The sequence below is a fragment of the Blautia aquisgranensis genome, assembly GCF_040096615.1.
In the GTDB taxonomy this organism is placed as follows: domain Bacteria; phylum Bacillota; class Clostridia; order Lachnospirales; family Lachnospiraceae; genus Blautia_A; species Blautia_A aquisgranensis.
In genome coordinates this window covers 205,019-229,378 of the sequence record NZ_JBBMEJ010000003.1, presented here as the reverse complement: position 1 = coordinate 229,378, position 24,360 = coordinate 205,019, and the positions used below count along the sequence as shown (strand labels likewise).

Below are 24,360 nucleotides of genomic sequence, written 5' to 3'. Positions count from 1 at the left end.
AGAGCTTTCTCTGTTACTAATAATGCACTACATATTTCAAAAAACGGAGGTACTTTTTCCGATGAATACACTTAAGAAATTCATCCGCTACTACGGCCCGTACAAAGCGGTCTTTTTTATTGACCTGATCTGTGCGGCTATCATCAGTCTGGTGGATCTTGCCTATCCCCAGATCCTTCGTACTATGACAAAAACACTCTTCACAGAGGATAAAAGTATCATTCTTCATGCTCTCCCTGTGATCGCACTTTCTCTTTTTGTTATGTACATTGTTCAGAGTCTCTGCAAATATTATGTAACCTATCAGGGACATATGATGGGTGCTCAGATGGAGCGTGATATGCGCCGGGAGCTTTTTGACCATTACCAGGAATTGTCTTTTTCCTATTACAGTAAGAACAATTCCGGTCAGATGATGAGCAAGCTGGTCAGTGATCTTTTTGATATTTCCGAGTTTGCACATCATGGCCCCGAAAATCTTTTTATCTCCCTGGTAAAAATTATCGGTGCTTTTATCTTCCTGTTCTTTATCAATAAGAAGCTGGCACTTCCACTGATCATCCTGGTGATCGTAATGTTTATTTTTTCTTTCCGCCAGAACGCAAAAATGCAGGAAACCTTCATGGAAAACCGTCGGAAGATCGGGGATGTGAATGCAAGTCTGCAGGATACACTTTCCGGTATCCGTGTGGTGCAGTCTTTTGCCAATGAGGACATTGAGCGCGCCAAGTTCAAAAAAAGCAACGAAGCTTTTCTTGTTTCTAAAAGAGACAATTATCACTGCATGGGTGGCTTCATGAGCTCCAATCTTTTTTTCCAGGGTATGATGTATCTGGTAACACTGGTCTACGGCGGTTATCTGATCGCCCAGGGCGAGATGCAGACTGCTGACCTTGCCATGTATGCGCTGTACATCGGAATCTTTATCAGTCCGATCCAGATTCTGGTGGAACTTGTGGAGATGATGCAGAAAGGTCTTTCCGGCTTCCGACGTTTCCTGGATGTAATGGAAACGGAATCCGAGATCAAGGATTCTCCGGATGCTGTGGAACTTACTGATGTGAAAGGTCATGTCCGTTATGATCATGTTTTCTTCCATTACAGTGATGATGAAACTACAGTGCTTTCCGATATCTCCATCGATATCCCTGCCGGAAAATCCATCGCACTGGTTGGACCTTCCGGAAGCGGAAAAACCACGATCTGCTCTCTTCTGCCCAGATTTTATGATGTAACGGAAGGTGCCGTCACCATCGATGGAAAAGATATCCGGAACCTGACCTTAAAAAGTCTCCGAAGCCAGATCGGTATGGTACAGCAGGATGTCTATCTTTTTGACGGAACCATCAAGGATAATATTGCCTACGGAAAACCAAATGCCACAGATGAAGAAATCATCAAGGCCGCAAAATGTGCAAGCATCCACGATTTCATCATGGAGCTGCCTGACGGCTACGACACTTATGTGGGAGAACGCGGAACCCGCCTCTCCGGCGGCCAGAAACAGCGAATCTCCATTGCCAGAGTTTTCCTCAAAAATCCGCCAATCCTGATCCTTGACGAAGCCACCAGCGCCCTGGACAACGAAAGCGAACGCTGGATCCAGAAGAGCCTGGAAGAGCTCTCTAAGAACCGTACCACGATCACGATCGCTCACCGCCTGTCCACGATCCGGGATGCAGACGAGATCATTGTGATCACTGAGGATGGTATCGCGGAGCGCGGTACGCATGCACAGTTGCTGGAAAAAGGTGGATTGTATTCTGCATATTACAATATGTAAAAAACTGCTGCAAACGCTGTGTCTGAATTATAGCACAGAGTCTGCGGCAGTTTTTTGTAATGAACTTTGTGAATATTTCTTCTGTATTATAATTACAGCAGATAAACCGGAAGCTCGTCTTTCAGTCCTACCGGCTGATTTTTGTCTGCTTCTTCTTTCTTTGGCGTATGAAATACTGCCTGAAGCTCGTCGGCGTTTCCTCCGCTGATAACATTCTGGGCAACGGTTCCTGTGCTTTCAGCTGCTGCTGTTTTCTTTGCAGCTGTTTTTCTTGTGGTAGTCTTTCTTGTAGTGGTCTTCTTCGCTGTAGTCTTCGTTGCTGCAGCTTTCTTTGCCGGAGCCTTTGCAGTTGTCTTCTTTGCAGAAGTCTTCGCTGCAGTCTTCTTCTCTGCCGGAGCTTTCTCTGTGGCCGGCTCTGCCTTTACTTCTGCCGGTTTCACAGCTACTTTCACCTCTGTAACTTTCTCTGCTGTCTTCTCTGCATTCACTGCTCTCTGGATACTTGCTTTACCTACTGACACGATTCATTACCTCCTCTGCCAATGCTTTGTACTCTTTTGCGCTACGGCTGCTCTTCTTAAATTCCACAACCGGCTCGCTGCTGTCCTGTGACCATTCAATAGAACTGTCCACACGGATAAAAGACTCAAACAGATAGATACCCTCCATCTCCTTCAAAGTCTCCATCGTCTGTTTAAAATAATTCTTCCGGGCATCCGCCTTCGTCACCACGATTCCAAGAACCTGAAGCGCCGGAGCGATCTCACGGACCTCATTGAGGAAATCAAACATATTCGCAAGACCAAACATCCCCCAGGGACTCGCCTCCACCGGAACCAGAACAAAATCCGAAGCACACAAAATATTCATCACCCAGCCACCAAGAGTCGGCGGCGCATCGATCAGAATAAAATCATAAACCCCGGAATCCTTCACCTTCTGCAGGCACTTACGAAGGATAAACTCCCTCTGCCACTTCGTAAAAAGCTCATACTCCACAGAACTCATCAAAGTAGAAGACGGAACCAGATCCAGATTCTCATACTTCGTATGCACGATAAAATCCGTCAGATCCGACTGATGACCGATCGCATAATAAAGATTCTTCTCACTGGCAGCCATCTTAAGAACCTCTTCCTCATCAAAAAAGGAAAGCGAAAGATTCAGCTGCATATCACCATCCACAAGAAGCACCCTCTTACCCATCCCGGCAAGAGCCGCCCCCACATTAGAACAGCTCGTAGACTTCCCGCTGCCGCCCTTATTATTCGCAAAACAAATCGTCACCGTATTCCCCATCGCAGCCTCCCGAAACAAAAATTGTTACTGTCCACTCCGAATACACTTCACAGAATGCCACCAATGAACAGCAACCACAACTTCAATAACTACCACCCATTATAATATAACCCCACCCCAAAAACAAGCAAAACCCCCACAAAACCAAGAAACTCGACAAAAAAATCTCACACAAACCAACAGCAAACCATCTCAACATCCACAAACCAACAGCACAACACCTCACCACACACTACAAGCCGACAGCGCAGCGCCTCGGCTCACCACCCCTCCGTCAGGCAAACGCAAACTCAGCCCTTGCAGCCATCCAGCGCAGCGCCCGATGGCCCACCACACTTTCGTCAGAATTTCCGCAGGCGCTTTGCCCGAAGGGCAACAGCCCGTCACCCCATCCCTTCCACGCCCAAAGCACAGCCCGGGAGGACAGTGTGTTTCTCCGCAGCCTTTGCAGGAGTCCCTGACAGTACTTAGGCCCCGGGGATTTGCGTTATTCTCAAAATTCCGGCTGTCTGAGCGGCCAAGCCGCGAGTTCCGGAATTTTGAGAATGGTTTTAGCAAATCACCGGGGCCTTAGTACTATCGGGGCTCCGAAACAGCAAGGAAAACACACTGCCCTCCCGGGCGTCCCTTTTCACGTCCCACTCTCACTTACTTAACAATAAAAGACTTCCTCTTACTAACAACATCAAAGATAACCGCTGCCAGCAGAACCATACCCTTAACAACCTTCTGAATATTCTGGTCAATACCCATAATACTCATACCAAGGTTCAGAACACCCATCAGCAGCGCACCAATGATAACACCAGGAACAGTACCAGTACCACCATAAGCAGAAGCACCACCGATAAAGCAGGCACCGATCGCATCCATCTCAAAGTTCGTACCAGCCTGCGGGTTAGACGAATTCAGTCTCGCCATAGTAACCATACCTGCAATAGCAGCCAGAAGACCCATATTCAGGTAAGCCAGGAAATAAACTTTATTGGTATCAATACCAGAAAGCTTTGTAGCCTTCTCATTACCACCAACTGCATAGAAATAACGACCAGTAGTAGTCTTGGAAGCAATATAAGTATAAATAGCAATGATCACAGCAACCCAGAGAAGAGAATTCGGAATACCCTTATACTGAGCAAGTCTGAACATAAACGCCAGAACAACAACACAGATCAGAACCATCTTCACTGCAACACCACCAAAAGCCTCAACACTATATCCCTTTTTCGCACGATCCGCACGATTCTTCATAACAACAACAACATAAACGATGCACACAATAATACCAACAACAAAACAGGTTCTGTTAAAACCTTCACCGCCGCCAAGGAAATCCGGGATATAATTATTGAACAGAGCCAGATAACCATCAGGCATCGGAGCCAGTGTCTGGCCTTCCAGAACAACATTGGAAAGACCACGGAAAGCAAGCATACCAGCCAGAGTAACGATAAACGGAGGAATTCTTACATAAGCGATCCAGAATCCCTGCCATGCACCGATCGCAATACCAACAAGAAGCATTACGATCATGGTAAGATACGGATTCATGCTGTTAAGAACCATCATCTTACCACCGACAGCAGCAACAAAACAAACAACCGAACCAACAGACAGGTCGATGTTACCACCGGTCAGGATACAGAACAACATACCAGTTGCAAGAATAAATACATACGCATTCTGCGCTACCAGGTTATTCACGTTCTGCGGAAGAAGCATAACACCCTTCGTGTTCACAGAAAACATGATCACAACAAATACCAGGACGATGACCATGGTATATTTCTTTAATATTTCTGAAAAACTAATCTTTTTCTCCATCTTCTTACTCTCCTTTACCTGACTTCACGATCTTGGACATGATCAGCTCGGAGGTAGCCTCCTTGCCACTCACCTCACCTACAAATCTGCCCTCGTTCATGATATAAATTCTGTCTGACATTCCAAGAACTTCCGGAAGCTCCGAAGAGATCATGATCACAGATTTTCCGGCTGCGACCAGGTCGTTGATGATACAGTAGATCTCGTATTTTGCACCTACATCGATACCTCTTGTAGGCTCATCCAGGATCAGAATATCCGGTTCTGCAAACATCCACTTCGCAAGAAGAACCTTCTGCTGGTTACCACCACTTAAGTTACCTACATTCTGCTCAACAGTCGGACATTTTGTTTTCAGCTTCTTCCGGTATTCCTCAGCAACCGCATACTCTTTATCTGTGTCGATCACTTTTCCGTTGCTGATACCGGACATATTTGCAAGAGTCGTGTTCATCTTGATGGACTTGGAAAGGATCAGTCCGTTTCCCTTTCGGTCCTCAGTAACATAGGCAAGCTTGTTGTCGATGGCCTCCTGAACCGTGTTCAGCTTTACTTCTTTTCCGTTCATAAAAATCTGTCCGGAGATCTTTGTTCCATAGCTCTTGCCAAAAATACTCATAGCCAGTTCGGTTCGTCCGGCACCCATAAGACCTGAGATACCAACAACCTCACCTTTATGTACCTTGAAGGATACGTTGTTTACCACCTTACGCTCTGTGTACAGCGGATGATAAACATTCCAGTTCTTAACCTCCATGGAAACATCCCCGATCTTCACATCCGGGCGTTTCGGGAAACGGTCTGTCATCTCACGTCCGACCATTCCCTGAATAATCCTCTGCTCAGAGAAATCATCTTTCTTTTTATCCAGAGTCTCGATCGTGGAACCGTCACGGATAACCGTGATCTTATCTGCCACATAGGAGATCTCATTTAATTTATGGGAAATGATGATAGACGTCATTCCCTGCTTCTTAAATTTCAGAAGAAGATCCAGAAGAGCCTTGGAATCATCTTCGTTCAGTGATGCAGTAGGCTCATCCAGAATCAGAAGCTTTGCATTTTTCGCAAGAGCCTTCGCGATCTCAACCAGCTGCTGCTTACCAACACCAATATCCTTGATCAAAGTTCTGGAGGATTCCTCCAGCCCCACTATTTTCAAATATTTATCCGCTTCTCCATAGGTTTCGTTCCAGTTGATGGAAAAGCTTTTTCCTCTTTCATTACCCAGGTACATGTTTTCGCCGATGGTCATATACGGGATCAGCGCAAGCTCCTGATGAATGATAACAATACCTTTCTGTTCACTGTCCTTTATGGTGTTAAATTTACAGATCTCACCATTATAAATAATATTTCCCTCGTATGAACCGTAGGGATAAATACCACTTAATACATTCATTAATGTAGATTTACCGGCACCGTTCTCCCCTACAAGTGCGTGAATCTCGCCTTCCTCGACCTGGAGATTAACGTTGTCCAGCGCTTTTACACCGGGGAAAGTTTTGGTGATATTTTTCATTTCCAGAAGTATCTTAGCCAATTTAAATTTCCCTCCCTTTCCACTGTTTATGCAGGCGGGCATAGATCCCACCTGCATTTAAAATTTATTTTATTTATTTGATCTGATCCTCTGTGTAGTATCCGGAATCGATAAGGATCTCTTTGTAGTTGTCTGTTGTAACTACAACCGGATCGCAAAGGTATGTCGGGATCACGCCTGTACCATTGTCATAGGACTTAGTATCATTAACTTCCGGCTCCTCACCTTTCATGATGGAGTCAACCATTTTTACTACTGCAGATGCAAGAGCTCTTGTATCTTTGAATACGGACATTGCCTGTTTTCCTGCTACAAGGTTCTTAACGTTCGGTGTATCACAGTCCTGACCAGTGATGATCGGATACTCGCCTGTGTAGGACGCTGCCAGTGCATTCTCAACACCAAGTGCTGTAGAGTCGTTGGAGCAGAGAACTGCGTCAAGGTTTGTTCCGTCAGAGTAATTACCTGCGATGATGGTATCCATTCTGTCCTGAGCTTTTGCGCTGTCCCAGTTCGCTGTAGCAACCTGCTCAAACTCTGTCTGACCGGATTTTACTACAAGTTTTCCGTCATCGATGTATTTCTGAAGAACATCCATTGCACCGCCGAAGAAGAAGTTACAGTTGTTATCACCAGGATCACCTGTGAACAGCTCGATGTTGAACGGTCCGTCTGCATTATCCAGATCCAGTGCATCTACCAGATATTCGCCCTGTTTCTGACCTACTTTGTAGTTATCAAATGTTGCATAATAGGAAACTGCATCAGAATTCATAAGAAGACGGTCATAGGAGATAACCGGAATTCCTTTTTCCTTTGCCTGTTTCAGTGGCTCGCCAAGGCTGCTTCCATCGATGGATGCAACAACCAGAAGATCACATCCGTTTGCAACCTGGTTCTCAAGCTGTGAAACCTGTGTGCTTACATCGTTGGATGCGTACTGAAGATCAACCTCATATCCGGCTGCCTCAAGCTCTTTCTTCATGTTCTCGCCATCCTGGTTCCATCTCTGGAGATCCTTGGTCGGCATGGTAACACCGATCACTTTTTTGTCTGCTGCCTGTGCTGTTGCTGCAGGAACTACTACCATACCAGCTACCATTGACGCGCAAAGAATTGCAGATACCATCTTTCTTTTCATTATAAAACCCTCCGTTTCATTTTTTGGAATCACGTTTCCTTTGATGATGTTACTATAGCACAGCTCTATCTGGACATAGTTGGCAAAGACAAAGACATTTTTTTGCAAAAGAAAAATGCCCTGCATGAAGCAAGACATTTTTGTGCCAAAAATCTGCTATTGATTTTTGTCATAATATTGTATTATTGTGCATAGCTTTCTGAATTGTCATAATCTGTATCATAATCGGTATTCAGATACACCTCATCCCTTCTGTGGAAGCCTCCGTCGATGATCACCTCGTCAATATTGTCCCTGGTAACTGCTACCGGCGCGAGAATCTTGGCCGGAACCTCATAGCTTCCGTCATTCATGGTGTCTGTCACATCAGAGGGAACCTTTCCCTCCTGTGCCATCTTTACTGCATATTCCGCTGCTTGGCGGGCCAGATCCTCGATGGATTTGAACGCAGTCATATACTGAGTTCCCTCCACAATACGCTGACAGGCCGCCAGGTCACCATCCTGCCCCACCACGATCACTTTTCCTGCAAGCTGATTCTCGGCAAGGACCTGGATCACCTGACTTGCAATATCGTCGTTTCCGCACATGATTCCCTTCACATCCGGATATTTTTCCAGGGCTTCCTCAACGAAATCCACCGCAAGCTCTGCAGTCCAGCCCTCACAGTTGGCTTCATATACCACCTGCAGATTTCCGCCCTTTAATGTATCTTCAAAGCCTTCTTTTACCATTGCAACATTATTATCTGTGGCAGAGCCCTGGATCATGAATATCTTTCCACCGTCCGGAATTGCTTCCAGCATGGACTGTGCCATGATCTCACCAACCTTACGGTTATCAAAGGATATGTACATATCCGTATCTGCATCCTGAACCATCCGGTCATAGGAGATCACCCGAATTCCCGCACTGTGGGCACGCTCCACCGCATCCGAAAGTGCCCCACAGTCCCTGGCTATAATTACGATCACATCCATATGCTTCTTGATAAAGTAGTCGATCTGACTGATCTGCTCCTTTGCATCAGCGCCTGCATCCTGCACATTCACCTCTGCCCCCAGTTCTCTGGCTGTTGCCACAAAAACATCCCTGTCACGGATCCAGCGTTCAATCACAAAAGAATCCACTGTCAGACCGATCTGAATCTTCTTTTCCCCTGTTTTCTCCTGAGTATCTGTTTCCTGTGCTGTCGTCTGTTCTGTCTTTTCCGTTGTGCAGCCGGTCAGCATCAGTGCCGACATACAAAGAAAAACCACAAGATTTTTTATACCTTTTCCCCAACTCATTTTTGTTCTACCTCAATCTCTCCCTGAATTCACTTGGTGTCACGCCCTCATATTTTTTGAATATTCTGCTGAAATAATTGGGATCGCTGTATCCGGATTCCGCACAGATCTCCTTGATGGAAAGTTCCGAATCCTTGAGAAGCTCTCTTGCATTTCTGAGACGTACCCCTGTAAGATACTCGATAAAGTTCCCACCCGTCTCCTGCTTGAAAAGCTTGCTGAAATAATATGGACTGATATCTACCTCCCTGGATACCTCGTCCAGCGAAATATCTTTTTTGTAATTGTCCCGGATATAGGACTTTGCTTTTTCAATAATGGACACTGCCTCTTTTTCCCTGGCACTCTCCATGTTGCTGCAGATCTCCGAAGTCTTATCCAGAAACCATTTCTTCATTTCTTCCATACCTGCACATGCCTGCAGCTCATGAATATAATTTTTTCGATAACCGATCGCATATTTCACCGCGCCTTCGAAAAAAGCCTTTTTTTCCACGCCCATCACAAGCTCCAGTACCTTGATCTGCATATCCTCAGTACTGACTCCCGGCTGGTTCTCCATCCACCGGAAAAATTCTTCTACACAGTTCAAAGCGCCTGCCACATCCTTATCCATTACGCGTTTCTCATAGCGCCGCTCCAGGTCTCTCGGATATTCCCCGTCATACTTCTGGGCTGCCGGAACATCTTCGATATGGATCACATGGCTTGTACTTTCACGAAGTGCGATCATGGCCTCCTTGAAGGATTCCTTCATGGTGCTTCCAAGCTCTTTCACTCTTCCGATTCCACAGCGGAACTTGCTGTCGATCCGGCTCTCCAGCTTATGTACCATGTTTCTGGTTCTGGTTACGATCTCCACTCTTTCCTCATAATCCTCTGTTGCATTCCTGTAAGGAACAAGAAGCACGATACGGTTTCCCATGATCGGTCCTACCAGACATTCAAAAAATCCCTGGGCGATTTCCCGGAAGGTAGAATAGAATTTATTGGCTTTGACGCTGGCGCCTACCGCATTCGTGAGAACTCCGTTTTCCATGGAATCTCCAAACTCTGCCACAATCATATATCCGTACTCCTGCTGAATATCCAGAAGCTCCCGGTAATTATCCTGATATGTCTGAAAATCATCCTGAAGCAGGATATTATTGATATAGCCACTTTCGATCATGGGCACAACTGTCTCCAGCTTTTCGCGAATGCGAAGATCATCACTTCTCTTCTGTCTGGTGGAGTCTACCTTTTCCATAGCTTTTGCACAGGTTTCCAGAACCACTTTTTTATTTACGGGCTTGGTCAGAAATTCCATAACTCCAAGGTTTACCGCTTCTTTTGCATAATTGAATTTATCATAGGCTGTGATGATCACAAACACTACAGATCTGTTAAATTTCTGAATCTCGCGGATCGCCTGAATACCGCTTAAGCCCGGCATCTGGATATCCATAAAGCAGATATCCGGCGGATATTTCTCCGCCTCTTCCACCACTGCACGGCCTGTTTTTGCAGTGTGGATCTCACATTCATTTCCGTAATTCGAACTGATGATGCTCTTCAGAGATTCCAGCATGATTCCCTCATCATCAGCAAGCAGAATTCTGTACATTTTTTTCGCTCCTCTCCAGAGGAATGTTGATCACAACCTCTGTTCCCATTCCTTCGCCTTCACTGTATATCTCCATCAGTCCGTCCTGCTGATAATACAATTCAAGACGGCTGATCACATTGTTCATTCCGATTCCTGTGGAATCACCCTCACCGGAACTGCTGTGCGCTTTTTTGGACAGTACTCTCTCGATCTGTTCTTTTGTCATTCCCAATCCGTTATCCCGGACACTGACCTCAATGTGATCGTCCCAGCGTTCCACACTCAGATCGATATGACCTTCCCAGTCAATATTGCGTATTCCGTGATTCACCGCGTTTTCCACAACCGGCTGCAGGATCATGCTGGGAACACGCACATTTTCCACATCACAATCCACTCTCTTTGAAAAATGAATGTCCCCCGCAAAACGCACATTTAAGATATAGATATAGTTATCTACCGCCTCCAGCTCTTCCTCAAGAGAAGCATCTTCCTCGCCTTTTTTTACATTATATCGAAAAAAATCCGCCATCTTTTCCACAAAAATCCCTGTTTTTTCCGCATCCTCCATCATGGCAAGCTGGGCACCCGCATTCAGGGAATTAAAAAGAAAATGCGGATTGATCTGGGACTGGAGATATTTCAGCTGGGCCTCCTTCAGATGCGTTTCCATCAGAAGCTCCCTCTCCATCATCTGCTGCTCCTTTTCCATGCTGGCTTTTGTCCTTGTAATATAAAGTGCCAGGTTCTCCACCATGGTATTGAACGCTCTTGTTACTTCACCCAGCTCATCCCTCGCATCTGTAGGCGGCATCTTCACATTAAAATTCCCCTGGCCTACCAGCTGTGCTGTTTCCGCCATACTGGTCAGAGGCCGGAACATTCCCTTGGTCGCCATGATCAGAAGAACCATTCCGCAGGCAACAGCCAGCAGCATGATCACCGTGTTACTGATCTCCAGATATTTCATCACAGCCCGGAGTGCTCCATAGGTCTGGGAGTTCTCTTTAAAAAGCTGCTTGTTCAGTTCATCCATGGAACTCTGGATATAACTGTAAAGCTCCAGGCTGTCATCATATTTCTGTTTGTATTTTTCTACATTTCTGCCTCGTTTGGCAGCAACAGTTCCCGCTGTACAGGAAAGGTAGGATTCGGACATCTTACGGATCTTTTTTTCCAGAAGCTTTACAGAATCCTCAATGTTCTGGTCGTTAAGCTTATCCAGCTCCTGCCTGTATTTCGCCTCATTCTGATAATAATCCATCAGTGCCTGAGAGCTTTTTACCTTAAGGTACTGATACATGCTGTCCTGCACATCGTCAAAAACCTGCCCCAGCTCTGTAATCTGTGCGTTGCTGGCGTACACATCATCCATCTCCTGCATGGAATTGTTGATCCGCATATAAAACAGCATATTGATCGTAAACAGAAGGGCAGCCAGCACGCCTACCTCGATCACGATCTTGCTTACCAGAGAAAGGTCACTCCACCGGAACTTTTTCATCTGTGGCCGCCTCCTTTCTCATCTGCTGCACTGCTTCCCTGTCAAGGAAATTAATATCCACATTATAGAAGGAATTGGTTCTTCCATCCTTGATATAATTGGTCAGGGCTTCCACACTGTACTGTCCAAGCTGTGTGGTATCCATGTCACAGGTGGCAGAGATCACGCCCTTTTCCACTGCTGCCAGAATATCCTCAGAGGTGTAATAGCCAATGATCTTCACCTTACCTGCAAGGTTGAAATCCAGAACTGCCTGTCTCGCGCATTCTGTCGTTTCCTCGTCCATGCACACAAGAATATCCGGAATGTTCCGTTTCTGCTGGAAAATATCGGTGACAGCCTCCTCTGTCTCAAAGGTTCCTGTTGAGAGGAGATTTTTTCCCCTGATGGAAATCTCATCGGAACCTGTCTCTGCCTGTACTGCATTACTGATCTGGGTATAGATCTGACTTTCGTTCATATCATCAATGTCCCTTTTCTGAAGGATGAGGATCTTCTGTGTATCCTCATCCACATATCTGGAAACAATCTCGCCGTAAGCCATTCCCAGCTGATAATCGCTGACGCCCACAAAGCTCTGGCGGTGGCTGTGCACAGCATCACTCATCACCGTCACGACCGGAATCCCACTGTTCACTGCATCATTGATAGCCTGCTCCAGTCCGGATTCCCCGTTGTACTGCAGGATGATCCCGTCCACCTTGGCAGCAATGCTCATCTTCATATAGTCCAGCTTATTATAAGAAGTTCCACGGTCTGTTCCCATGATTTCAAGCAGCACATCATTCCCGGCTGCTGTCTTTTTTGCACTTGTGTATACCTCCTGCCAGAACTCTGAATCCGGACTGTCCACGATCATATCGTATTTATACTGATAGACTTTTTCTGTTTTTTTATCCAGTCCTGCTTTTTCAATAATACCGTTGTAATAGGATTCTCCTGTCATATAGACAAGGAGTGCTATTGCCGCAAATATCAGCAGGATATAGATTGGTTTCTTTTTCATATGCGGAGAGACTCCTTCTTTTATAGATACTCGAAATTCAAATAAACAGTAACTAGTTTATCATATTTTCACAGAAAAGTCATTGTTTCGCATAGATTTTCTGTGCATTTTCATGTTATATTAATAACAATAACCGAAAACTCAAAAAGCTCATACCACTCATCTTATAAAGGAGAAAATCATGACAAATGCAACAAAATCTGCCCTTGAGGAATCCCTGAAACGTCTGCTTCTCAAAAAACCGCTGGATAAGATCACCATCAGCGATCTGACCGCGGACTGTGGAATCAGCCGCATGACATTTTATTATCATTTTAAGGATATCTATGATCTCGTGGAATGGTCCTGCCTTGAGGATGCCAGGATTGCCCTTCAGGGAAAAAAGACCTCTTCTACCTGGCAGGAGGGACTTCTTCAGATCTTTGATGCCGTAATGGAAAACAAACCCTTTATTTTAAATGTCTACCGCTGTGTAGGCCGGGAACAGATCGAAAATTATCTGTTTCACCTTACCTTTGACCTTCTCATGGGCGTTGTGGAGGAAAAATCCCAGAACAGCTCCATCACCAACGATCAGAAGATCTTTATCGCAAATCTCTACAAATACAGCTTTGTGGGACTTATGCTGGACTGGATCAAAAATGGAATGAAGGAGGATTATCATGTGATCGTAGATGATATCGCTACCGCTTTATATGGAAGCATTGACAACGCAATCCGCAATTTTTCCACAGAAGCCGCTCCTCTGACATAAAAAACTTATCACAGCAGAATAAAAACTTATCAAAAGTGGCATAATGATAAGAAACTGAACATTCCCGGTGTTTTGTAAATAGAATCTTTTTCCCGGATGGGCTATCATAGCCTCAACAGAAACAAAGAACCGTTGATTCGATACAAAACAGTATCTCATTTACGAAAGGTGGATGTCATATGTCAGATAAAAAAGGATTCATGGGACTCGCAGCACTTGCAGCAGCCGGAGCAGGCGCAGCCATGCTGATGAAAAAAACGAAAGAGATCAATGAGGAAGAAAGCTTCCACGTAAAAGAAACAACTGAGAACTACCGCAATACAGAGCGCGGCCGTTATGACAAAAACAGCAAGGGTATCTACTATTCCAATGGTAATTACGAAGCCTTTGCCCGCCCGGAGAAACCGGAAGGCGTGGATGAAAAGCATGCTTACATCGTCGGAAGCGGCCTTGCTTCCCTGGCAGCTGCCTGCTTCCTGGTAAGAGACGCACAGATGCCTGGAGATCATATCCACATTCTGGAAGCCATGGATATCGCCGGTGGTGCCTGCGATGGAATCTTCGATCCGTCCAGAGGTTATATCATGCGTGGCGGCCGTGAGATGGAGAATCATTTTGAATGTCTGTGGGATCTTTTCCGCAGTATTCCTTCCCTGGAAAAACCAGGTGCTTCTGTTCTGGATGAATACTACTGGCTGAACAAGCACGACCCGAACTACTCTCTCTGCCGTGCAACTGTAAACCGTGGCCAGGACGCACACACAGACGGCAAATTTAATTTAAGCCAGAAGGGCTGCATGGAGATCATGAAACTATTCATGACAAAGGACGAGGATCTTTACGACAAAACTATCGAGGATGTTTTCGATGATGAGGTATTTGATTCTACCTTCTGGCTGTACTGGCGCACCATGTTCGCATTCGAAAACTGGCACAGTGCTCTGGAGATGAAGCTTTATTTCCAGCGTTTCATCCATCACATTGCAGGACTTCCGGATTTCAGTGCCCTGAAATTCACCAAATATAACCAGTACGAATCCCTGATCCTTCCTATGAAGAAATATCTGGAGGATGCAGGCGTTGACTTCCAGTTCAATACAGAGGTCACAAACGTGATCTTCGATTTCAAAAATGGAAAAAAGATCGCTTCTGCCATTGAGTGCAAAGTCAAAGGCGTAGAGCAGGGCATCCTTCTTACAGAAAACGATCTTGTATTCGTCACAAACGGAAGCTGCACAGAGGGCACTATTTACGGCGACCAGAACCATGCTCCAAACGGAGATGCCGAAGTTCGTACAAGTGGTGTATGGTCCTTGTGGAAAAACATTGCCGCACAGGATCCGTCCTTCGGACATCCGGAAAAATTCTGCTCCGATATCCAGAAAACCAACTGGGAATCCGCTACCATCACCACACTGGATGACCGCATCATCCCGTATATTACCAATATCTGCCAGCGTGATCCCCGCTCCGGCAAGGTTGTTACCGGCGGTATCGTCAGCTGTCAGGATTCCAAATGGCTGTTAAGCTGGACCATCAACCGTCAGGGCCAGTTCAAGGAACAGGATCCGAAGAAGGTCTGCGTATGGGTATACGGACTGTTCACCGATGTTCCTGGTGACTATATCAAGAAACCTATGAGGGACTGCACCGGTAAAGAGATCACTGCTGAGTGGCTGTATCATCTCGGCGTTCCGGTAGAGCAGATCGACGAGATGGCTGAAAACAGTGCCATCTGCGTTCCGACCATGATGCCTTATATCACTGCATTCTTCATGCCACGTACCAAGGGCGACCGCCCGGATGTTATTCCGGATGGCTGCGTGAACTTCGCTTTCCTCGGTCAGTTTGCTGAGACTCCTCGTGATACTGTATTCACCACAGAATATTCCGTGCGTACCGCAATGGAGGCTGTATATGGTCTTCTCGGTGTAGATCGTGGTGTTCCGGAAGTATGGGGAAGTGTTTACGATATCCGTGAGCTTCTTGACAGCAGCGTGAAGCTGATGGATGGAAAATCTCCGCTTGAGATCCAGCTGCCCGGACCACTGAACGCACTGAAAAAACCGCTCCTCAATGTTGTAAAAGGAACGGTTGTGGAGAAGGTGCTTCGTGATCATAATGTTCTGAAAGATTATATGTAAATTTATAGCAAAAGTTCCCGGAAATACCTATTTTCAGTATTTCCGGGAACTTTAATTTATTCTTTATTTTTCTTATTTTCCCAACACTTCATTCATGCTTCCGGAACGAAAGCCCTGGAGATCCAGTGTCACATAGGAAAATCCAAGAGAACGGAATTTCTCCGTGATCTTCTCTCTTGCCTCATTATCTGCAATCTTAAGGATATCCTCAGACGGAACCTCGATCCTGGCCATGGTTCCATGGATACGCACCCGGAACTGATGAAAACCAAGCTCCATGAGAAACTGCTCTGCCTGATCTACCATGCGGAGCTTTTCCTCTGTGATCGTTTCCCCATATACGAATCTGGACGCCAGACATGCAAAAGACGGCTTGTTCCAGGTGGGAAGGTTCATATCTTTCGACAGCTCCCGGATCTCGTCCTTATAAAGTCCAGCCTCCTGAAGCGGACTTCGCACTCCCAGCTCCACAATGGCACGACGCCCAGGGCGGTAGTCTCCAAGATCATCCATATTGGAACCTTCCACGATCATATTGATATTTTTTTCTTTCGCAGCTTCCCAGAGTTTTGTGAAAATACCTTTTTTGCAGATGTAGCAGCGATCCGGCGGATTCTGGCGGAATCCGGGAATCTCGAATTCATTGATCCTGCATACCTCCTGCGGGATATTATTTTCTCTGCAAAAATCCTCTGTTTCCTTCAGCTCTCTTTCTGTAAAGGAGCAGGGACATGCCGTAATGGCTATAGCCTTATCGCCAAGTGTCTCCTGTGCTGCTTTCAGAAGAAATGTGGAATCCACTCCACCGGAAAAAGCTACAGCAACGCTTCCCAGGGAACGAAGGATTTCCTGAAGTTTCTGATATTTTTTTTGAAGGGTGATTCGATCTGTTACTGGCATATATTCTGTCACCTCGCTGCTTATTATATATAGCAGGCAAATGTAATTTTCACGTTACTTACCTGCAGGTACCAAAATTATCATGACCATATTGTAAACGATAGCTATGAAACGTACAAGTGTTTTCTGTCACTCCATTATCACTAATAAATTTACAAGTACTATTTTTATTATAACTTATAAAATCATTATTATTCCAAATTTTTCAGTTATAACTTAAAAACTTAATAATTTTATTTGAATTTTCCAGTATATCTTTGATATACTATATATAGGAGGTGTTTATCATGATTAAGCGTGAAATGTATATGCAACGTATTCGTCCTTTTATCAACACAGATCTTGTAAAAGTTATGACCGGTATCCGACGTTGTGGCAAATCTGTTATGCTTGAGCTTATTAAAGAAGAATTGAAAAATATCGGCATCAGCGATTTACAGTTTTTATCCTTCAATTTTGAAGATATGAGAAATTCCCATTTATGTACAGCCCAGGCTCTTCATGATGAAGTTATACAGCGTACCCGGAATCTTTCCGGTAAAATATATCTTTTTTTTGACGAAATTCAGGAAGTTGAGCATTGGGAAAAATGTATCAATTCTTTCCGCCTGGAGCTGGATTGTGATATCTATATTACCGGTTCTAATGCCAGGCTTCTTTCCGGAGAACTTGCGACTGTATTGGGTGGCCGTTATGTGGAATTCACCATATATCCCTTTTCTTTTTCTGAATTTCGCGAATTGTATCTTTCTGTTTTTCCGGATTCTTCTGACACTGTCATTTTTCAAAAATACCTTCTTTTAGGTGGTATGCCCTATCTGGCTAACCTCCGTTTTATGGAAGAACCCGCAAGACAGTATCTGATTGATATTTACCACTCCGTAGTCCTTACAGATGTCGTAAAACGGAACAAAATACGAGATGTGGATATGCTTTCCCGCATTGTCTCTTATGTAATTGGAAACATCGGTTCTACCTTTTCATCATCTTCTATTGTGAAATTTATGAAAAATGAGCAACGTAAAGTCTCACCGGAAACGGTTTTAAATTATATAAATTACTGTACAAACGCTTATCTTTTTTATCAGGTTAAACGTCAGGATCTGCAGGGAAAACAAATTTTGGCTACCAACGAAAAATATTATATGGCAGATCATGGATTACGCGAGGCGGTATTCGGTGGAAATATGAAAGATATAAACCTTATTCTGGAAAATATCATTTTTATGGAATTGCTGCGCCGCGGATATTCTGTTACCGTTGGAAAATCCGGCTCAAAGGAAATAGATTTTGTATGTCAGATACAGTCTCAGAAACTTTACATCCAGGTTACTTACCTGCTTGCCTCTGAGTCAACAATCCAACGGGAATTCGGCGTTTATGATTCCATACGTGATAATTTTCCTAAATACGTTGTTTCCATGGATGAAATTGATATGAGTCAGAACGGGATCAAACACAAAAATATCCGGGAATTTCTTTTAATGAATGATTGGACTTGAGCTTTTCCTGTGAAATGCCTGGATGTATATACAAAGACCGGGAATACCCATCACAGTATCCCCGGTCACTTTTACATATTTTATTACATCTCGATCACATCAAGGTCATCCGGAATAAAGAGATTTCCGTGATAGTACTCTCTGCCCTCTGCTCCGTAAAGCTCTTTACGGTTCTTGATGTTCTTATCCTCTGTGTGATACAGGACAAGATTCTTCACGCCAAGATTCTCAGCGAGCTCGCTGGCATCCTTGACTGTGGAGTGATGTTTCTCATAAGGATTGAAGATATCACGCTGTCCGTACAGACAGAATGCCTCATGGAACATCCAGTCGCTGCCTTTGGCATATTTCTCCTCACATTCGTTATACGGCTCATCTCCGCAGCAGGTCAGTACCTTGTTGTCTCCGTAGATCATCTGGAAGCCGAACTGTTTCGCCTTTGTGGAACCGATATCAAAGAAAGTTACTTTCTTGTTAAGGATGGTTTTCTCCTCGCCGTCTTTTACCTCGATGAGGTGAAGTCTGTCACCGATGTACTGAGTCTCTTTCTTATTAAGAAGCTTGAATGCCATGTCTTTCAGAAGTCCGATCACTTCGTCATGTGCGTAGATATTAGCCTCACCCTGATAAGTACCTTTCTTCATGTTCTGGCAGATGATACGGATCACCCACACGATTCCCATGATATGATCCACATGCTTATGTGTAACAAAGATCTCATGAACATCCATCAGATCAATGCCTGCTTTTTTCAGCTGGGAAAGCACGGTATTTCCGCCGCCTCCGTCAACCAGAAAATGTCCATACTCATCGCTGAGCACAAAGCAGGTATTGTAACACTCAGTTACCAGAGCATTTCCGGTTCCAAGCATGGTTAATTTCATTGTTTTTTCTCCTCCTGTATATGTACGGTTTCTCTTATTTTTTCTGTGTTTTTCGTGTCTCATGATATCATTACGGAGAATTATTTTCAATAAAATTCCGTAAAAACATATAATCAAACAATTCCACTCCTGAATTCTTTTCATCCCGTTTATATTTTTGTGTTACAATATAGCCAAAGCAAATGCAGATTTTTTTCTGCATTTGCTTCGGCTATACATAATAAACGGAGGAATTCAAAATGAAGATCACAATCTTAAACGGCAGTCCACGCCACAACGGTAACACACAGATCATGGCAGATACTTTTTCAGAAACTGCCAGAGAAAACGGTCACACCGTAAATATCCTTAATATCGCAAATATGAACATCCGCGGATGTCTCGGATGCAAATACTGCTACTCCCACGGCGGAAAGTGCGTCCAGGATGACGATATGAAAAACGTTCTCGCAGAGCTTTCCGACACCGATATGGTTGTTTTTGCATCACCGGTCTACTGGTTCGATATGACCGCGCAGCTTAAGACCGTTATTGACCGTCTGTACGCCTGCGGAAGCACAGGATTCCATTTTAACAAAACTGCACTTCTTCTTGACGCAGGCGCTGATCATGTTTTTGACGCGGCCATTGCACAGTACAAGGGAATGACCGCTTATCTCAAGTGGGAGGATAAAGGAATCATCACCGTCCCGAATATGCTGGATAAAGGCAGCATGAAAGCCTGTCCGCAACTGGAAGATATTAAAAAGCTGGCAGCCAGCCTGTAAATCTACCAGATTTCCGACTCTACAGCTGCACGCTCAATGCCAAGGCCTTTCATATACCGGTCCATAAAAGCATTGAATCCCTTCACGCCCTCTTCTTCCGGTGCGAGTGTGCTGCCTTCATTTCCCTTGAATACGTTTTCATCCAGGAAATCTGCAAGCTCCTCGCCATCTTTTTTATTAACAAGATAGGAAGCCAGAAGTGCAATTCCCCAGGCTCCGCCTTCTCCTGCAGTTGACATAACAGAAACCGGTGCATTTACCGCATCTGCGAGGATCTGCTGTCCGACACCTTTTGTCTTAAAAAGGCCGCCATGTCCCAGAAGCTTATCGATCTTTACATGCTCCTGGTTCAAAAGGATATCCAGGCCCACACGCATGGCCCCAAGGCAGGTATAGAGATTATTTCTCATAAAATTAGCCAGAGTAAATTTGCTCTCAGGGGAACGCACGAACAGAGGGCGTCCTTCTTCAAAACCGGTCATATGCTCACCGGAGAAATAACAGTAGGAAAGAAGACCGCCACAGTCCGGATCGCCCTCCAGTGCTTTATTATAAAGGGTTCCGAACAGCTTGTTCATATCCACGTCCATGCCCATTGCCTCTGCAAATTCCTTAAATACATTCACCCACGCATTCAGATCAGAGGTGCAGTTGTTGGAATGTGCCATGGCAACCGGATCTCCGGCAGGCGTTGTGACCATATCGATCTCTTTATATGGTTTTGAAAGTGCTTTTTCCAGAACGATCATTGCGAAGACAGAGGTTCCGGCGGAAACATTTCCGGTACGCTGGCGTACACTGTTTGTTGCAACCATGCCGGTTCCAGCGTCTCCCTCAGGCGGACACATCGGAATTCCTGCTTTCAGCTTTCCACTTACATCCAGAAGCTTCGCACCTTCTTCAGTTAAGTATCCTGCATTCTGTCCTGCTACCATAACCTGTGGCATGATATCACGAAGCTTCCAGGAAAAACCGTAAGGAGCGATCAGCTCATCAAATTTCTGTACCATCTCCTCATTATAATCTTTCGTCTCACTGTCGATTGGAAACATTCCTGCCGCATCACCAATACCAAGAACTCTTTTTCCGGTCAGCTTCCAGTGTACATAAGCTTCCAGGGTTGTGATATAATCGATATCTTTTACATGCTCCTCGCCTTTAAGGATCGCCTGGTACAAATGTGCGATACTCCATCTCTGAGGAATATTATAATGAAAAAGCTCTGCCAGCTTCTCCGAAGCCTCTCCTGTAATATTGTTTCGCCAGGTATGGAACGGAACCATCAGCTCTCCCGCCTTATTAAACGGCATGTATCCGTGCATCATGGCACTGACACCAAAAGCACCTACGCTTGTCAGCTCCACACCATATTTCTCCTGCACATCTTTCGCCATGTCCTGGTAGCTTCCCTGAAGACCTTTCCAGATCTCTTCCAGGCTGTAGGTCCAGATTCCGTCCACATACTGGTTCTCCCACTCATAAGCACCCGATGCGATCGGCTGATTCTTATCATCCACCAGAACTGCTTTGATCCTTGTGGAACCGAACTCGATTCCAAGTGCTGTACGATTCTCAAGAATCGCTGTTTTTGCCTCACTTACTCCCATTGCAAAAATCCTCCCATATTAATATACTCTGTAGCACTGCCATCTCTATTTCCGTGAAAAGAAATGCTTGATAAATACATATAAAACAATAATAAACGCAAATATATATCCAAAAGCACCAAGTGCCGGAATTCCCCACAATTTCGGCTTCATATCCGTGGTGCAGATGATACTGGAGCTGATCAGAAGTGCCATCACCCAGAGCCCCATCACAATGTTCCGCACAAGTCTTCTTAAAAGCCATGCCATATCATCTGACGCATGCAGATCCAGATTGATCTTGGTCTGTCCTTTCATACAGCCCTGCAGAAAATCCGCTGCAAGAGAAGGGATATCCACTGCCCGCTTCATGGACCAGAAAAGATTTTTTCCGCCCTTTTTCAGCTCATGCTTCCAGTTTCCGTTGGCCAGAAACTGTTCCTTGATCCTGGCTGCCGCGATCTGTGTCATGTTGATCTCCGGACTGATCTCCGCCAGAACACCCTCCACATGGGTAAGTCCTCTGGCCAGCATGGTAAGCCCGTGAGGCATCATGATCTTGTTCTCCTTCATGACCTCCATCAGATCCACCATTACCTCTGCCACATCAATACTTCCCATATCGACAGTTCCGTATTTCTCCATCAGACCACGGATGTCCTCATACAGCTTGCTGGAATCCGGTTTTCCCTTGAAATCTCCCAGAGCCAGAACCGCATCCTGAATCTTGCCGATGTTGTTCATGGCAACGCCTTCTATGGCTTCGCTGATCAGCTGACGGTCGTGTTCTGTAAGACGCCCCATCATTCCCATGTCGATCCAGACGATCTTTCCCTCCTGAATCCGTACATTTCCGGGATGAGGATCTGCATGGAAGAAACCATCTTCCATCACCTGCTTGATAAAATTGTCCACATATTTCGTTCCGACCTCATTGAGATCATATCCATTCGCCAGAAGATCTGCCCGGTCATTGATCGCAAAGCCGTCAATATATTCCATTACCAGAACATGTGGTGAAATATATTCGCGGTAAAGAACAGGCACCTTCACAAATGCCACATCTTTATTCTTCTTCGCAAATTCCGCCATATTTGCAGCTTCCGTCAGGAAATTCATCTCCTCCTGGGTCACAGTCCACAGTTCACTTAAGACCATGTTCAGATCTACCATGCCCTTGATACTTACTGGTGGCATCAGACGCACAGCCTTATGCATCAGTCCGATATCCCGGGCCATAGTCTCATAGATTCCTTTTCGCTGAACCTTGATCACAACCTCTTCCCCTGTTTTCAGAGTTGCCCGGTGCACCTGTGCAATGGATGCAGCTCCAAGGGGCTTCTCATCAATGCGCTGAAATTCCTCCTGCCATGGACAGCCCATGGATTCCTCCAGAACTTCTATCACCTGTGAAAAAGGCATGGGCGGCACATCGGAACAGAGTTTCATCAGCTCATCACAGTATCTCTTGGGCAAAATATCGGAACGCAGGGACATAATCTGACCCAACTTGATATAAGTCGGGCCCAGGTCTTCCAGTATGAGCCGGAGTTTTTCAGGAGAAACACCCCGGGTAATGGCATGCTTTTTCAGAACGGCTGTGATTTCTCTCAGCCGTTCTCCATATCCGCTTTTTTCTTTTTTCTCCTGTTCTTCTCTGGTCATAAAATTCTCCGTTTACGTTATCAATTATCCGACAGCTTTCAAGCTTCCTCTTTGCGCTTAAACTATCTTTTGTTCCTGTTCCACCGTCTTATTCTGTCCGGCTTCTTCCATAAATTCTGCTGCTTTCTTCGAAGTTCCCCGTTATTATGCCTCCGGAGCTTCCTCACTCCCGCCGGCTGCTTCTGTTTCCTCTTCTTCTACAGGCTCTGTGGCTGCATCCTCAGCAGGCTCTGTCGCTGGTGCTTCGGCTTCTTCTTTTGCATCTGCCTCAGCCTGCATGCTCTCGATCTGTGCCTTCACAGCTGCAAGCTGCTCCGGTGTCAGCTTGGAGATCGTCGCCTTAAGCTCCTCCTGCTCGTTCTTTCTGGCTGCGGATTCTTTCACAGAATCTGCGGCAGTCTTAACGGTTGACTTGATATTGTGCTTCAGCTCCTGATTGAGAACCTTGCCCTGCTCAACCGTAAGTTCTCCCTTCTTAACCAGCTCATCCAGAATTTCCTTGGATTTCTCTGCTGTCACTGCTGCAGTACCGATACCTGCCAGTAAGATTTTCTTCAGTCCGTCTCCTAATTCCATAGTGCATTCTCCTTTCATAAACCCACAGCAGTCAGGTCGCTTCGACCAGCCCTGCGCCGGGTTCCTGTTTCCATCTGTTTCTCAGCATATTCCCAGAAAAGCAAGTCCCTTGGGAACAAAAATGATCAGCCCCACGATTGCCGCCATGATCGCAGCGATCAGTACCGCTCCGGCTGCTGTATCCTTGGCAATTTTTGCCAGCGGATGACGTTCACTGGTCACAAGATCCACTACTGCTTCCACAGCTGTATTCACCAGTTCCAGTGACATCACCATGCCAAACAGGCCAAGGCAGATGCACCATTCCGTCACCGAAAGCCCAAGGATTACTCCCGCGATCACAACCAGCGCAGCCACCGTGCAGTGGATCTTCATGTTGCGTTCCTTCCGGATACAGGTAAAAATGCCCTCAAAAGCATAACCAAAGCTCTTATACAGCGAATCTTTCTTCCTGTCTGCCATGTTCCTCACCTGATTTCCTGTGTGAATTATCCCCTGTGCTCCAGGTATTCGTGCATCAGAGGATTGTTGCGTTTATTATATCAAGTTTGTAGTAATATTTCCAGTATTTCAGAAAATTTATAAATATTTAAGGAGTATATGCA

The 24,360-nt window shown here is 45.4% G+C and carries 20 protein-coding genes; 5 read left to right on the top strand and 15 right to left on the bottom strand.

From position 1 onward, the window contains the following. Window positions 1–61 precede the first annotated feature (61 nt). Entirely contained in the window at window positions 62–1,783 is a 1,722-nt protein-coding gene (locus WMO28_RS04510) for an ABC transporter ATP-binding protein (protein ID WP_349056184.1), read from the top strand. A 92-nt stretch (window positions 1,784–1,875) separates the two neighbouring features. Here WMO28_RS04510 and WMO28_RS04505 read toward each other — a convergent pair whose 3' ends face one another. The 9 genes from WMO28_RS04505 to WMO28_RS04465 all read right to left on the bottom strand — a co-directional run bounded on the left by WMO28_RS04505 (window position 1,876) and on the right by WMO28_RS04465 (window position 12,977). Further along, window positions 1,876–2,304: a hypothetical protein gene (locus WMO28_RS04505; RefSeq protein ID WP_349056182.1), complete on the bottom strand. Its 429-nt coding sequence runs from the start codon at window positions 2,302–2,304 to the stop codon at window positions 1,876–1,878. Further along, a complete protein-coding gene (locus WMO28_RS04500; RefSeq protein ID WP_178641924.1) occupies window positions 2,291–3,082 on the bottom strand; it encodes an AAA family ATPase in 792 nt (263 codons plus the stop codon). The genes WMO28_RS04505 and WMO28_RS04500 overlap by 14 nt, the downstream gene beginning before the upstream one ends. 648 nt (window positions 3,083–3,730) lie before the next feature. Further along, window positions 3,731–4,906, bottom strand: a complete 1,176-nt coding sequence (gene mmsB, locus WMO28_RS04495) for a multiple monosaccharide ABC transporter permease (protein WP_349056181.1) — start codon at window positions 4,904–4,906, stop codon at window positions 3,731–3,733. A 4-nt stretch (window positions 4,907–4,910) separates the two neighbouring features. Further along, window positions 4,911–6,449 (bottom strand): multiple monosaccharide ABC transporter ATP-binding protein, encoded by a 1,539-nt coding sequence (mmsA, locus tag WMO28_RS04490; protein ID WP_178644084.1) that lies wholly within the window; start codon window positions 6,447–6,449, stop codon window positions 4,911–4,913. 73 nt (window positions 6,450–6,522) lie between these two features. Continuing rightward, window positions 6,523–7,539 (bottom strand): multiple monosaccharide ABC transporter substrate-binding protein, encoded by a 1,017-nt coding sequence (gene chvE / locus WMO28_RS04485; RefSeq protein WP_435375866.1) that lies wholly within the window; start codon window positions 7,537–7,539, stop codon window positions 6,523–6,525. A gap of 233 nt (window positions 7,540–7,772) precedes the next feature. Further along, window positions 7,773–8,879, bottom strand: coding sequence for a sugar ABC transporter substrate-binding protein (locus tag WMO28_RS04480; protein WP_349056180.1), 1,107 nt, complete (start codon window positions 8,877–8,879; stop codon window positions 7,773–7,775). Between the two features lie 7 nt (window positions 8,880–8,886). Beyond that, entirely contained in the window at window positions 8,887–10,485 is a 1,599-nt protein-coding gene (locus WMO28_RS04475; RefSeq protein WP_349056179.1) for a response regulator, read from the bottom strand. Then, window positions 10,463–11,971: a sensor histidine kinase gene (locus WMO28_RS04470; protein ID WP_349056178.1), complete on the bottom strand. Its 1,509-nt coding sequence runs from the start codon at window positions 11,969–11,971 to the stop codon at window positions 10,463–10,465. Before WMO28_RS04470 ends, WMO28_RS04475 begins: the two co-directional genes overlap by 23 nt. After that, window positions 11,949–12,977, bottom strand: a complete 1,029-nt coding sequence (locus WMO28_RS04465) for a substrate-binding domain-containing protein (RefSeq protein WP_178644074.1) — start codon at window positions 12,975–12,977, stop codon at window positions 11,949–11,951. The genes WMO28_RS04470 and WMO28_RS04465 overlap by 23 nt, the downstream gene beginning before the upstream one ends. A 181-nt stretch (window positions 12,978–13,158) precedes the next feature. Between WMO28_RS04465 and WMO28_RS04460 the strand changes: the two genes are divergently transcribed. Beyond that, on the top strand, window positions 13,159–13,731 hold the full coding sequence (locus WMO28_RS04460; RefSeq protein ID WP_178644072.1) for a TetR/AcrR family transcriptional regulator C-terminal domain-containing protein: 573 nt from the start codon (window positions 13,159–13,161) through the stop codon (window positions 13,729–13,731). Between the two features lie 179 nt (window positions 13,732–13,910). Further along, the gene (locus tag WMO28_RS04455; RefSeq protein WP_178644070.1) at window positions 13,911–15,875 is read left to right on the top strand and encodes an oleate hydratase; all 1,965 of its coding nucleotides are present in this window, start codon (window positions 13,911–13,913) and stop codon (window positions 15,873–15,875) included. A gap of 72 nt (window positions 15,876–15,947) precedes the next feature. Here WMO28_RS04455 and larE read toward each other — a convergent pair whose 3' ends face one another. Continuing rightward, the gene (gene larE, locus WMO28_RS04450) at window positions 15,948–16,775 is read right to left on the bottom strand and encodes an ATP-dependent sacrificial sulfur transferase LarE (RefSeq protein WP_349056177.1); all 828 of its coding nucleotides are present in this window, start codon (window positions 16,773–16,775) and stop codon (window positions 15,948–15,950) included. Window positions 16,776–17,062: 287 nt separating this feature from the next. Between larE and WMO28_RS04445 the strand changes: the two genes are divergently transcribed. Then, complete coding sequence (locus tag WMO28_RS04445; protein ID WP_349056176.1) at window positions 17,063–18,277, top strand: ATP-binding protein; 1,215 nt, start codon at window positions 17,063–17,065, stop codon at window positions 18,275–18,277. Window positions 18,278–18,360: 83 nt separating this feature from the next. Here WMO28_RS04445 and WMO28_RS04440 read toward each other — a convergent pair whose 3' ends face one another. Continuing rightward, complete coding sequence (locus WMO28_RS04440; RefSeq protein WP_178645053.1) at window positions 18,361–19,161, bottom strand: MBL fold metallo-hydrolase; 801 nt, start codon at window positions 19,159–19,161, stop codon at window positions 18,361–18,363. A gap of 239 nt (window positions 19,162–19,400) precedes the next feature. Here WMO28_RS04440 and WMO28_RS04435 point away from each other — a divergent pair, with 239 nt between their 5' ends. After that, entirely contained in the window at window positions 19,401–19,928 is a 528-nt protein-coding gene (locus tag WMO28_RS04435; protein WP_349056175.1) for a flavodoxin family protein, read from the top strand. Window positions 19,929–19,930: 2 nt separating this feature from the next. Here WMO28_RS04435 and WMO28_RS04430 read toward each other — a convergent pair whose 3' ends face one another. The 4 genes from WMO28_RS04430 to WMO28_RS04415 all read right to left on the bottom strand — a co-directional run bounded on the left by WMO28_RS04430 (window position 19,931) and on the right by WMO28_RS04415 (window position 24,217). After that, window positions 19,931–21,535, bottom strand: coding sequence for a xylulokinase (locus tag WMO28_RS04430; protein ID WP_349056174.1), 1,605 nt, complete (start codon window positions 21,533–21,535; stop codon window positions 19,931–19,933). Window positions 21,536–21,580: 45 nt separating this feature from the next. Next, window positions 21,581–23,179, bottom strand: coding sequence for an AarF/UbiB family protein (locus WMO28_RS04425; RefSeq protein WP_178645050.1), 1,599 nt, complete (start codon window positions 23,177–23,179; stop codon window positions 21,581–21,583). Between the two features lie 144 nt (window positions 23,180–23,323). Further along, entirely contained in the window at window positions 23,324–23,755 is a 432-nt protein-coding gene (locus WMO28_RS04420; protein ID WP_178645049.1) for a hypothetical protein, read from the bottom strand. Window positions 23,756–23,836: 81 nt separating this feature from the next. Next, entirely contained in the window at window positions 23,837–24,217 is a 381-nt protein-coding gene (locus WMO28_RS04415; RefSeq protein WP_178645048.1) for a diacylglycerol kinase, read from the bottom strand. Between the last annotated feature and the right edge of the window lie 143 nt (window positions 24,218–24,360).

Coding starts and splice junctions, on each gene's coding strand:
- WMO28_RS04415 (WP_178645048.1), bottom strand. CDS start 24,217: ATGGCAGACAGGAAGAAAGATTCGCTGTATAAGAGCTTTGGTTATGCT.
- chvE (WP_435375866.1), bottom strand. CDS start 7,539: ATGGTAGTAGTTCCTGCAGCAACAGCACAGGCAGCAGACAAAAAAGTG.
- WMO28_RS04465 (WP_178644074.1), bottom strand. CDS start 12,977: ATGAAAAAGAAACCAATCTATATCCTGCTGATATTTGCGGCAATAGCA.
- WMO28_RS04460 (WP_178644072.1), top strand. CDS start 13,159: ATGACAAATGCAACAAAATCTGCCCTTGAGGAATCCCTGAAACGTCTG.
- WMO28_RS04455 (WP_178644070.1), top strand. CDS start 13,911: ATGTCAGATAAAAAAGGATTCATGGGACTCGCAGCACTTGCAGCAGCC.
- WMO28_RS04510 (WP_349056184.1), top strand. CDS start 62: ATGAATACACTTAAGAAATTCATCCGCTACTACGGCCCGTACAAAGCG.
- WMO28_RS04435 (WP_349056175.1), top strand. CDS start 19,401: ATGAAGATCACAATCTTAAACGGCAGTCCACGCCACAACGGTAACACA.
- WMO28_RS04480 (WP_349056180.1), bottom strand. CDS start 8,879: ATGAGTTGGGGAAAAGGTATAAAAAATCTTGTGGTTTTTCTTTGTATG.
- WMO28_RS04500 (WP_178641924.1), bottom strand. CDS start 3,082: ATGGGGAATACGGTGACGATTTGTTTTGCGAATAATAAGGGCGGCAGC.
- larE (WP_349056177.1), bottom strand. CDS start 16,775: ATGCCAGTAACAGATCGAATCACCCTTCAAAAAAAATATCAGAAACTT.
- WMO28_RS04445 (WP_349056176.1), top strand. CDS start 17,063: ATGATTAAGCGTGAAATGTATATGCAACGTATTCGTCCTTTTATCAAC.
- WMO28_RS04470 (WP_349056178.1), bottom strand. CDS start 11,971: ATGAAAAAGTTCCGGTGGAGTGACCTTTCTCTGGTAAGCAAGATCGTG.
- WMO28_RS04420 (WP_178645049.1), bottom strand. CDS start 23,755: ATGGAATTAGGAGACGGACTGAAGAAAATCTTACTGGCAGGTATCGGT.
- mmsB (WP_349056181.1), bottom strand. CDS start 4,906: ATGGAGAAAAAGATTAGTTTTTCAGAAATATTAAAGAAATATACCATG.
- WMO28_RS04475 (WP_349056179.1), bottom strand. CDS start 10,485: ATGTACAGAATTCTGCTTGCTGATGATGAGGGAATCATGCTGGAATCT.
- WMO28_RS04430 (WP_349056174.1), bottom strand. CDS start 21,535: ATGGGAGTAAGTGAGGCAAAAACAGCGATTCTTGAGAATCGTACAGCA.
- WMO28_RS04440 (WP_178645053.1), bottom strand. CDS start 19,161: ATGAAATTAACCATGCTTGGAACCGGAAATGCTCTGGTAACTGAGTGT.
- WMO28_RS04425 (WP_178645050.1), bottom strand. CDS start 23,179: ATGACCAGAGAAGAACAGGAGAAAAAAGAAAAAAGCGGATATGGAGAA.